The organism is Brevundimonas sp. (assembly GCF_027487935.1).
Taxonomy (GTDB): Bacteria; Pseudomonadota; Alphaproteobacteria; order Caulobacterales; family Caulobacteraceae; genus Brevundimonas.
Genome location: NZ_JAIYCP010000018.1, coordinates 1 through 10,356 on the forward strand (window position 1 = coordinate 1; position 10,356 = coordinate 10,356).

At 65.7% G+C, this 10,356-nt stretch carries 7 protein-coding genes; 3 read left to right on the top strand and 4 right to left on the bottom strand.

Features of this window, described 5'->3' with window-relative positions; genetic code table 11:
• Window positions 1-147: 147 nt before the first annotated feature.
• Both Q0053_RS06760 and Q0053_RS06765 read right to left on the bottom strand, forming a co-directional pair.
• Window positions 148-351, bottom strand: coding sequence for a hypothetical protein (locus Q0053_RS06760; protein WP_298097803.1), 204 nt, complete (start codon window positions 349-351; stop codon window positions 148-150).
• A 407-nt stretch (window positions 352-758) separates the two neighbouring features.
• Window positions 759-1,991: a TIGR03862 family flavoprotein gene (locus Q0053_RS06765; protein WP_298097807.1), complete on the bottom strand. Its 1,233-nt coding sequence runs from the start codon at window positions 1,989-1,991 to the stop codon at window positions 759-761.
• A gap of 304 nt (window positions 1,992-2,295) precedes the next feature.
• On the opposite strand from Q0053_RS06765, the gene greA reads away from it, so the two are divergent.
• From greA to Q0053_RS06780, 3 genes are all read left to right on the top strand, one after another.
• The gene (gene greA / locus Q0053_RS06770; RefSeq protein ID WP_298097810.1) at window positions 2,296-2,772 is read left to right on the top strand and encodes a transcription elongation factor GreA; all 477 of its coding nucleotides are present in this window, start codon (window positions 2,296-2,298) and stop codon (window positions 2,770-2,772) included.
• A gap of 190 nt (window positions 2,773-2,962) precedes the next feature.
• A complete protein-coding gene (locus tag Q0053_RS06775) occupies window positions 2,963-3,112 on the top strand; it encodes a hypothetical protein (protein ID WP_284222964.1) in 150 nt (49 codons plus the stop codon).
• A 118-nt stretch (window positions 3,113-3,230) separates the two neighbouring features.
• Window positions 3,231-6,077: a pitrilysin family protein gene (locus Q0053_RS06780; protein ID WP_298097813.1), complete on the top strand. Its 2,847-nt coding sequence runs from the start codon at window positions 3,231-3,233 to the stop codon at window positions 6,075-6,077.
• 224 nt (window positions 6,078-6,301) lie between these two features.
• On the opposite strand, the gene Q0053_RS06785 is transcribed toward Q0053_RS06780, so the two are convergent.
• Together Q0053_RS06785 and Q0053_RS06790 are read right to left on the bottom strand one after the other, a co-directional pair.
• On the bottom strand, window positions 6,302-8,821 hold the full coding sequence (locus tag Q0053_RS06785) for a DEAD/DEAH box helicase family protein (protein WP_298097816.1): 2,520 nt from the start codon (window positions 8,819-8,821) through the stop codon (window positions 6,302-6,304).
• A gap of 23 nt (window positions 8,822-8,844) precedes the next feature.
• Window positions 8,845-10,356, bottom strand: a 1,512-nt coding sequence (locus Q0053_RS06790; protein ID WP_298097819.1) for a DNA methyltransferase, incomplete at its 5' end; no start/stop codon positions are given.

Here is a 10,356-nt window from a genome sequence, read left to right on the forward strand (position 1 = left end):
CAGGCCCAGCTCAGCGCCATCGCCCGCCAGCTCAACGAACGGCCCAGAAAGACCTTGCTCTATCGAACGCCAGCAGAGACCTTCGCCGCGTGTGTTGCGGCGATCAGTTGAGGCCGCCGTCGGAAGCCGACCTTAGCCTCGGGATGGTTAGCGGAACTTGGCGTCGCGGCGACGGAAGCGGTCCCAAATGGACCTCGCGACGTTCAAGCCAATCACGACCGCCATCATCGGCCAGACCCAGCGGTCTGGAATGTGGGCTCCGATGTCCAGCTGAAGCAACGCCCAGACCACCCCCATCAAGGCCAGTGTTCCAGCCCACAAGATGATCGAATTTTTGGCGTCGCGGCTCATGGCGGCATCTCTCTTCCCAATGCAGCTTACTGACACGCGGCACGTCCGCAACAGGTCGGGAGCCGCTCGTGGCCTGAGGGTGGGGAGCAGACATACCGAAAGCTTCGCGGCCCGAGTCCGTATTTCACCTTTGTCGGGAGAGCCGGAGCCGGCGATACGCGCCAACCAGTACCAAGACCGCCCCTATCACTACCAGCGTTGGTCGCTGCTGGACCCAGTCCCAGACCCAGTCCGGTGCCCACCTGTAGGACTGGGTTCCAAGCGTTGTCAGCCAGTATCCGACGAGCGCGATAGTAAGACCCGTGACGATCAGCCAGTCGGACCTTCGCATCTCAACGCCTCCGCTCATAAAGCCAATCTGACAGGGGACGCTCGTGTCCGCTATGGGTCGAAGCAGTCGGCAGCACTCAGCCCGAAAGCGGACCCTGCCGCCCCTCCAGCCACCCCAGCACCCCGTCCGCCGCCACGACGCCCGAGGCCATCGACGCCTGCAGCAGATAGCCGCCTGTCGGTGCCTCCCAGTCCAGCATCTCGCCGGCGACGAACACGCCGGGCATCGCCGTCAGCATCAGCCCCGCATCCACCTGATCCAGCCTCACCCCGCCGGCGGAGGAGATCGCCCGCGCCAGCCCCTGCACGCCGGTCAGTGTCACCCGCACCGCCTTGATCCGTTTCGCCAGCTTGTCAGCCCCCGCCGGCAGCTCCCCCGGGATCTCCCGCAACAGCCCCGCCGCAACCGGCGACAGCCCTGCCGCCTTCCGCAGCCAGTTGGTCGCGCTGTCCTTGCCGCGCGGTTTCGCCAGCCGCCCCGCCAGCGCCTCGACCGTGAGATCGGGCCGCAGATCGACGGTCAGCGCCGCCGTCCCGTCGCGTTCGATCGCATCCCTCAGCCCGGCCGACAGGGCATAGATCGCCCCGCCCTCCAGCCCGTAGCGCGTCACCATCGCCTCGCCGCGCACCGTCCGGTCCCCGTGCGTCAGGGCGACGGGTTTGAGCGGCTGTCCCGCGAACCGGTCCGCGAACACCTCGCTCCAGGCCACATCGAAACCCACATTGGACGGCCGGAACGGCTCGACCGCCACGCCTTCGGCCGTCAACCAGTCCCGCCAGCTTCCGTCCGACCCCAGCCGTGGCCAGCTGGCCCCGCCCAGCGCCAGCACCACCGCATCCGGCGTCTCGACCCGCTCGCCCTCGGGCGTCTCGAACACCCAGCCGCCGTCACGCCGGCCGGAACAGCGCGACCGCGTCCGCACCTCGACCCCCAGCTCCGCCAGCCGCCCTAGCCAGGCCCGCAGCAGGGGCGAGGCCTTCATCGCCCGCGGAAACACCCGCCCCGACGACCCCGTGAAGGTCGCCTGCCCCAGCCCCTCGGCCCAGCCGATCAGATGCGTCGGCGAAAAGGCCTCCAGCCAGGCCGCCACCGTCCCCGCCGCCGCGCCATACCGGCCCGTGAACGGCGCAATGTCCTCCGAATGGGTCAGGTTCAGCCCGCCCCGCCCGGCCATCAGGAATTTCCGCGCCACCGACGGCATGGCCTCATGCACCGTCACGGCCAGGCCCGCCCGCGCCAGCCGCTCGGCGGCCATCAGCCCGGCCGGTCCGGCCCCGATGATGTGAACTGTCCTGGCTGAATCGCTCATGGCCGACCCACTACCCTGTTCTGAGGCGAACGTCCGGCGAAAGCGGGTTCTTCACAACGGGCACAACGCGGTCACAACGGACACAAAGGGTCCTGTGAAGCGGAGGCAGCCTGACTGGTCCTCAACCGGATCAAGGCGGCGAATGCCGCAATCCCCGGCACACGGATGGGAAACACGGACATCGGCACACCCCCGGTCCCGTCGTGCCCTTTGTGACCTCGTTGTGCCCGTTGTGATGAAACGCCTCACCGCAGGACGAAAAAACCGCTCCGGGAACCCCCCAAACCCGCCTAGGCTCACTCCCATGAGCGTTGCCTTTACCCGCGACGAGGATCTGGAGGCCACGGCCGCCGATCTTCCTGATCGTCCGATCTCGCCCCACCCGAACCTGGTCACCCCCTCGGGGCTGGCCCTGATCGAGGCCGCCCTGGCCTCGGCCCGCGCGGCCTATGCCGCCGCCCAGGCCAGGGGCGATATCGAGGCCGACCGCACCGCCATGGCCCGCGCCACCCGCGACCTGCGCTACTGGTCCGCCCGCCGCGCCACGGCCCAGCTTGTGGAGACCGAACCCGACGGCCGGGTCCGTTTCGGCGGTTCCGTCACCCTGGAACGCGCCGACGGCCGCACCCAGACCTGGCGCATCACCGGCGAGGACGAGGCCGATCCCGCCGCCGGCTCGGTCAGCCATGTCTCGCCCCTCGCCGTCGCCCTGATGGGCAAACAGGTCGGGGATGAAGCGGTCGTCGCCGGCCAGGCGGTGGAGGTCATCGCCGTCGATTGACCGTCAACGGTTGCCCCGGCCCCCCGCTTGCCCCACCTTGGAGAGACAGGCGGCTGCCCGGCAGCCGGTCCCGTGCCTTCGTCCGGTGCCAACAACCTGCGCTCAACCAGCGCGAAGCGCGGTAGCGCCAACAACCTGCGCTCAAGTCGCGCGAAGCGCGGTCGCGCTACAAAAAGAGAAAGAACCGCCGATGGCCCGAAAGCCCAACTACAGTTTCGAGCGTCAGGAACGCGATCGCGCTGACGCCAAAAAGGCCGCCGAAAAGGCCGCCGCCAAGGCTGAAAAGAAGGCCGCCGCCGCCGCCCGCAAGGAAGCCGGCCTGCCGCCCCTCGAGGACTGAGGGCCAAGCCCGGACAAACGGTCGCGGCGCGGCCGGACGCCTGAGTCGATCGAGAGGCATTGCGTGACGGGCCGCCCCGGCTATGGTCGCGGCCGTCAGTCAACAGGAATGCCCGACCATGCGTCTTCGTCTCGTATCCCTCGCCGCCATTCTCGCGGTCGTGGCCCCCGCTGCACCGGTCTGGGCCCTGTCGCCGGACTCCGGATCGATCACCGCCGTCGCGGCCCAGCCCCAGGCCGCGCCGCTCCAGGGCGCGCCGGTCGCCGACCTGGTCGCCCGCGTCGACATTCCCTGGTCGCGCTTCCAGCTCGACAACGGCCTGACCGTCATCGTCCACACCGACCGCAAGGCTCCGGTGGTCGCCGTCTCCGTCTGGTACAATGTCGGCTCCAAGGATGAGCCGGCCGGTTCGACCGGCTTTGCCCACCTGTTCGAACACCTGATGTTCGGCGGCTCCGAGAACTCGCCGACCAGCCACATCCAGGCCATGAGCGCCGCGGGCGCCACCGGCCTGAACGGCACCACCTGGTTCGACCGCACCAACTATTTCCAGACCGTCCCGACCCCGGCCCTCGAGCAGACCCTGTTCCTCGAGAGCGACCGGATGGGCTATCTGCTCGGCCAGGTCGGCCAGGAGGTGCTCGATCTGCAGCGCGGCGTCGTCCAGAACGAGAAGCGCCAGCGCGACAACCAGCCCTATGGCCTGTCTTCCTACGCCCAGCAGGAGGCCCTCTTCCCCGTCGGCCACCCCTATCGCCACTCGACCATCGGCTCCATGGCCGATCTGGACGCCGCCAGCCTCGAGACCGTGCGCAACTGGTTTCGGGACAACTACGGCCCCAACAATGCCGTCCTGGTCCTGTCCGGCGACATCGATGAGGCGACCGCCCGGGTCCTGACCGACCGCTATTTCGGGGCCATCCCGCGCGGCCCCGTCAATGTCCCTGCCGCCGCCGACATCCCGACCCTGGCCGCCCCGGTCGAGGAAGTCCTGCGCGACCGCGTCGCCCAGACCCGCGTCAGCCGCGCCTGGGTCGTTCCCGGCATGCTCGACCCGGACGCCGTGCCGCTCGCCGTCGGCGCCTCCATCCTCGGTGGTCTGGAGTCCTCGCGGCTCGACAACGCCCTGGTGCGCGGCGACCAGTCCGCCTCTTCGGTCAGCGCCGGAGCCCAGGCCTTCCACCGCCTCGGCTTCTTCAACTATTCGGCCAATGTGCGCCCCGGTGGTGACGTCGCCGCCGTCGCCGCCCGGATGGACGCCGTCCTCGCCGAGCTGATGGCCAACGGCCCGACCCAGGACGAGATCGACCGCGTCGTCACCCAGTTCGCCGCCCGCACCATCCAGGGCCTGGAACAGGTCAACGGCAAGGCCTCGGTCCTCGCCGAGGGCCAGCTCTATGCCGGCGACCCGGATTTCTACCGCCATGAGCTGGCCCGCTATGCCGCCGTCACCCCGGCCCAGGTGCGCGACGCCATGCAGCGCTGGCTGAACCGCCCGGTCTACAGCCAGATCGTCGAGCCCGGCGAGCGCGCGGCCTATGTCGAGGCCGCCGCCACCCCCTCGGGCGCCACTCCGGTGCCCGCCGCCGAGATCCAGCGCGTCGCCCGCGACCCGATGCCGACCATCGGCGATGTGCCCAACCTCGACTTCCCGACGGTCCAGCGCGCCAGCCTCTCGAACGGCGTCGAGATCGTCTATGCCCGGTCGACCACCGTCCCCGTCACCCGCGTGGCGGTCGAGTTCGACGCCGGCTATGCCGCCGATCGCGCGGATGCCCTCGGCGTCCATTCGATGATGCTGACGCTGATGAGCGAAGGCACCACCACCCGCGACTCCAACGCCCTGGCCGAGGCCCAGGAGCGGCTCGGCGCCTCGGTCAATGTCGGCGCCTCCATGGACCGCACCGCCGCCAGCCTGACCGCCGTCACCACCAACCTCGACCCCTCGCTCGTGCTTCTGTCGGATATGGTGCGCAACCCCGCCTTCGCCCCGGCCGAGGTCGAGCGTCTGCGGGCCCAGCGCCTCGCCGGCCTGGCCAATGAGCGGACCCAGCCGGCGGCCATCGCCGCCCGCGCCCTGCCGCCGCTGATGTATGGCGAGGCCAGCCCCTATGGCCGTCCGTTCGCCGGCACCGGCACGCCCGAGACCATCAGCGCCCTGACGCGTGAGGACCTGATCGCCGAACACGCCGAATGGGTCCGGCCCGACAATGCCCGCATCTTCGTGGTCTCCGACCTGCCGCTGTCAGAGCTGACCCCGCGGCTGGAGCGGGCCTTCGGCGACTGGCGCGCGCCCTCGACCCCGCGCGGGACCAAGGTCTTCCCGACCGACATCCCCGCCACCACCGCCCGCATCGTCCTGATCGACCGGCCGCAGTCGCCGCAGTCGATCATCTATGGCGGCGCGGTCCTGGACGTCTCCGGCACTGACGACCTGCTGACCCTGCAGGCCGCCAACACCGTGCTGGGCACCGACTTCCTGTCGCGGATCAATGCCGATTTGCGCGAGACCAAGGGCTGGTCCTACGGCGTGCGCGGCTCGATCAATACGCTCCAGCACCGCGTCCCCTATATCGTCAACGCCCCGGTCCAGGCCAATCGCACGGGTGAGTCCATCGCCGCCCTGATCGCCCAGTACGAGCGCTTCCTCGGCCCCGACGGCGTCACCGCCGCCGAGCGGGACCGCACCGTCAACGGCGACACCCGCGGCCTGGCCGGTGGTTTCGAGACCTCGGGCCAGATCCTCGGCGCCCTGCGTTCGAACGCCCTCTACGGCCGTCCGGACAACTATCAGGAAACCCTGGCCAGCCGCACCCGCGCCCTGACCGCCGCCGACATGGACGCCGCCGCCCGCGCCACCATCGACCCCTCGACCTTCGTCTGGGTCGTCGTCGGCGACGCCTCGGTCGTCCGCCCCCAGCTGGACGCCCTCGGCCTCCCGGTGGAAGTCCGCCCGGCGCAGTAACAAGCCCCGGCGTCAGGACCCGGCGTCTCCTCCCCGTCGCTTGCGATGGGGAGGGGGACCATCCGCAGCCTCGCAGAGGCGAAGGATGGTGGAGGGGTCAAAGCCGCACCGCTCCTCTCATCCCCAAACCTCGGCCCGCCCCGCGCGCCCGACACGCCCGGCCTCGGTCGGGTCGGGTCGGGTCGGGTCGGGTGTCGATTCTTTCTCGACGTAGGATGCCAGTCTCAGTCAATCATGACGAGTCGCTCTATGGAGAACCGCCTCAGGGGCTCGATCCGCTCAAGCTCAGGATGCCAGCCCATTTCTTCCCAGCGCCCGTCGCGCTCCCAAGTCCAGAAAACATTTCGATACTCACGGTGCCTGGCCCGGATTTTCTCGCGGTTGATCTCGGAATGGGCTCGCCCGTTCACTCCATCATCTTTTGTTTCGACCAACGCGATAGCGTCTGTCGTACGCCGGCCCGCCACGCCAACGGCGAAGTCCGGGAAAAACCGCTTGCCATTTGGCAGCATCAACGTGACTGCCCAAGCGGCGTTTTCCTGCAGCCTCAACCACCATTTTACTTGGCCGCTTTCGTCCGCGTCCAGCATCTCGGCGAACCGACGCTCGTTGGCGTTCATGTTGGGTGGAAACACCTCATAGGCACCAAGCCGCGACGGCCGCACGATCACATCTTCCGGCACTCGTAAGTCTGGAATAGCCTCAGCGGGCCCAACATCAACGGCTGTTGCTTGGGCTGATTTCAAAGCTTCCGGGATGGCATGCGGCCTATTGAGCGCGAACAGCTCCAGCGCCCGACGCATGGCCTTTTCATCCGACTCCATGCCCCGTGCAACCGCGCGGCGGCGGAACTCGTCCATCAACTCAGCTTTCAACGCGCGGGCGCTGATAGACTGATTGAATTCGAAACTGGTCTGCGCCGCTTCGGCGATGCGAGCCTCCGACATCCGAACGCTGAAGCGCTCTTGGTCCGGCTGCCCTTCAATGAAGAGATCTCTCAGGCTGACGATGGCCTGACCTTGGGTCCGGAGCAACTCGTCAAACGGCGTTCGGTCCTCGGCAAACACAAGGCTGGCGGCTCGCTTGACGACGACGCCGTCCATCTGCTCAGGCTTCGGAGCCCGCTCGCTCAGGAGAGCATCTGGCACTCCTCGGTCCCGTCTGAGCCTGTATACCCTTGTCTCCCTCGGCGCGGCCCCGCCGCCCGGCGGCGGCGCTGCGCCCAAGTGAACATCGCCAAACAATGGCGTCCTGTTCAGCGCGCGCTGGAATTCTCCTTGTATAACAATCTTGTCTTGAACCTCTGCCGGCGCCTCTCGGATTGAGACATCGACGAACCCTTCTCCGATAAGGGCATCTAAGCGCATTTGTCGCTCTTCGGCGTTCTTGGGCAATGCGTTGGCGCGAGGCACGCCTATGTGGCGGTCTGCTAAGCGCGCCTCGATTTCACTGGAAAACTCCAGCACCTGCAATTCGTCTGCGACAGTCGCAATGGAGTCCTTGACTGCTTTCAACTCTGCCGCAGCCGACTCTAGTCCGCCCTGCAACTCCGGGTCGGTGAGATAGACCCATCCCCGGTCCAGCAGGTCGTCATCCTGCCTTTGCGCGCGGACTTTCGGATGAACCCGCATTATCCGGCCCACGACCTGGAGGCCGAACTGGGTTCCTCGCGTAGGTCGCACTGAGACGAGCGTCCAAGCGCGCGGGGCGTCGAACCCCGTCGCAGCCGTCACCTTGAAGATCAGCACCTCGCGGCTGGGATCGTAGGCCAGCGTGTGAAAATCCGGGTCGGGTTCTCCCGAAGTGTGGGTCGCGATGGCCGACTCTGGCACGCGCAGCTCCAGTAGTCGTTCCTTCACCCGCTTAATGGGGTCTTCACCGCCCTTGGGCTGGTCCTCGACCTGCACCAGCATCAGAGGCGTGACGTTGGCGCCTCGCTCGGCCAGTCGTGCCTTGATCTGTTGATGCTTCATCCAAGCGATGGTCAGCGCCGCCTGTTCTGGCTCGATATAGCGGGCGTCGGCCCCGTCCAGCCTGACGACACCGAGTGTCAGGCCTTTCTTGTTTAGTCCCTCCTTAACCGCCTGCTGCCGAGAGATGGTCACGCGGTTCTCGACCGTTACGCCTGCGGCTTCCTCAAAGGCCTCCAGCTTCTCGTCGTTGGGTGTCGCGGTGGCCAGAATCGTGAAGTCGGGCCGCAGGACATTCAGATAGAAGTCCGCAGCCGCTTTGGCTGTGGTGCCGAAATTCAGGTGGGCTTCGTCGATCACCACGCCAATGCGAACGCCTCGGTCGCGTAGATCGCCGAGCATATCATCCAGCGACGCGGTCTCGTCCTTGCGGCGAACCTTACGGGATTCCTTGCTCCGTGCGGCGACCAACGCCCAAGTCTGGATGAATACGTCGCCGTCACCAGTCAGAAGGGCGCTACGGTCTCGCGAAACGTCCCTCAGTCTCAAGCTGGGGCATTGCTCTGCCAGCGCATCGCGCGTCTGTGCAACTAGTCCGCTGAACGGCGCGAACCAGAACCAAGCGACGGGCGTCTTGGTCTTGCCTCGGATCGCTTCCAAGGCTCGCCCCACCATCAAGGTCTTGCCCGACCCCGTCGGAGCCTGGAGTAGGGTTGCGCCTACCCGACGCGCTACTGCCTGCCTTAGACCCGGATTCGCCTCCTGATAGGCATCGGCCGCCAGCACGGAGTCGCGGATCGCATAAACCGCACTCTCCTGGTACTTGGCCAGCATCCAGACAGGGGCTTTGTCCCCGCTCAACGCCGGAATCTCTGGACCAAGATTTCCCGCACAGGCCGCACTTCGACATTCAGCCCCACCAACGCAGCGCTCAACTGCCCCGGTGCCCATGAATAGACGAAGATGTTGGTGCGCCGCATCGCCAAGGCCTTGATCGCGTCGATGAGCACACCATCAACCGACTCGGCCAACACCAAGCTGGATTGCTCTTCTTCGTGGATCGCCCAAGCGCCACCTGAATAGGGCGTAAGCGGAAGGTCATGCATCGCCTCCAGCGCCGACCAAGCCATCGCGGGCGTGAGATCGTAGTCCAAGTCCTCGAAGGCTGCAGGGGTCATTTTCAGATAAGCGAAGGGGGCATTCAAATCGGCGTATGCCCTGTCGGTCGAGGCGTTTAGCAATCTTACGCGCTCGGCCGTCACATCGTCGCACAGGTTCTTATCCGGCTCGTCGTCGGTACGCTCGGTCGACGAAGCTAACACAAACCGGCGTTCCCCGTTATCAGCAGCATTGAGCTCCATGACCGCTTGGGCAGTTGTTGCGGAGCCCGCGAAGAAGTCTAGGACTACGTCACCGTCCGATGTCGCTTGGCGAACGATTTCTCGAATAAGTGAGACAGGTTTGGGATAGCTGAACGCCTTGCGCCCAAATATATCCTGAATTTCAGCGGTGCCTGATTGATTTGTATTACTGACGAGTTGGATATTCGCGTCAACGTCGTTGGTCACGGTTTCAACCTCGGACGATGGGGTTATCCATGAAGATACGGGTTGGCTGGCAGTCTTGAGTTCAGATTTGTATCGAACCCACTGCGGGATCCCAAAGCCAACCTTTTTCCCAACCCAGAACTCTAGGTCTTTCATTTCGAGCCAGAGCTTGGGAGTTTTCTTCGCCTTAGGAACATCTCCTTTGGCTAGCGCCGCTTTTAGGTGATCAATCGTTTCCCAGACCTCGACCCGCTGTTCTTTTGGAAAGCGAATTCGACCCTGACTAACCCAGTTCGCGATTTGATCCTCGAAAGGAAAGTCTGCCTTTCGCTCGTCAGCAAGCGGGAACACGGCAAAGAGATCGCCCCAATACTGGTTGGAGTCGTACCTTGCGCCCTTCGGCGTCGGAGACGGCCAAACCCGTTGGGGATTTGCGGGGTAATAGACGTCCTCGACGGGATCGTGCATCGCGTAGAAGCCGTTGGGCCGCTCGACCATATCTTTGGGTTGGCTGATATCGCTTTCACGAAGCCAATCCTCCTTTACGGGATCCCACTCCGTGTATTTCTCGTAGCTCTTTTCGGTGCCTCCGAAGCGGAACCCGCTCTTGCCGTAAACTAGCACGTGTTCGTGATTGTCTGAGAGAAAAGCTCCCTTGGCATCGTTTCCGCCAGTCCGTGTTCGCCACGCGAACGAGCCAATGCGCATACTTGGCAGCGCTTCATCGAGCAGCAGCTCAAGCTTGGCGCGGTTGTCGTCGTTAATCGAAACTAGGATCACGCCATCTTCAGTCAACAGGTCACGGGCCAAGGTGAACCGACG